Below are 939 nucleotides of genomic sequence, written 5' to 3' on the forward strand. Positions count from 1 at the left end.
CATGGCAAAAGGCAAGTTTGAACGTACCAAGCCGCACGTGAACGTGGGTACGATTGGTCACGTTGACCACGGCAAAACGACGTTGACGGCGGCGATCACGACCGTTCTGTCGAACAAGTTCGGCGGCGAAGCCAAGGGCTACGACCAGATCGATGCGACTCCTGAAGAAAAGGCTCGCGGCATCACGATCAACACGGCTCACGTCGAGTACGAAACGCAAGCGCGTCACTACGCGCACGTTGACTGCCCGGGCCACGCTGACTACGTCAAGAACATGATCACGGGCGCCGCCCAGATGGACGGCGCGATCCTGGTCGTGTCGGCCGCTGACGGCCCCATGCCGCAAACGCGTGAACACATCCTGCTGAGCCGCCAGGTTGGCGTGCCGTACATCATCGTCTTCCTGAACAAGGCTGACATGGTTGACGACGCCGAGCTGCTCGAGCTGGTGGAAATGGAAGTTCGCGAACTGCTGTCCAAGTACGACTTCCCGGGCGACGACACCCCGATCGTCAAGGGTTCGGCCAAGCTGGCGCTGGAAGGCGACAAGGGCGAACTGGGCGAGCAAGCCATCATGGCGCTGGCCGACGCGCTGGACTCGTACATCCCGACGCCTGAGCGTGCCGTTGACGGCGCGTTCCTGATGCCGGTTGAAGACGTGTTCTCGATCTCGGGTCGCGGCACCGTGGTGACCGGCCGTATCGAACGCGGCATCATCAAGGTCGGCGAAGAACTCGAAATCGTCGGTCTGGTGCCGACGGTCAAGACGACTTGCACCGGCGTGGAAATGTTCCGCAAGCTGCTGGACCAAGGTCAAGCCGGCGACAACGTGGGCATCCTGCTGCGCGGCACCAAGCGTGAAGACGTCCAGCGCGGCCAAGTTCTGGCCAAGCCGGGCTCGATCACCCCGCACACGGACTTCACGTCCGAGGTCTACAT

Annotated in this window: 1 protein-coding gene; it reads left to right on the forward strand. The window is 62.0% G+C overall.

Annotated elements, in window-relative coordinates; translation table 11 throughout:
- Position 1: 1 nt before the first annotated feature.
- The coding region (gene tuf, locus AC6LJW_RS29425) for an elongation factor Tu (RefSeq protein ID WP_498088973.1) at positions 2 to 939 on the forward strand (938 nt) is incomplete at its 3' end.

The organism is Achromobacter sp. 1012554356 (genome assembly GCF_059760815.1).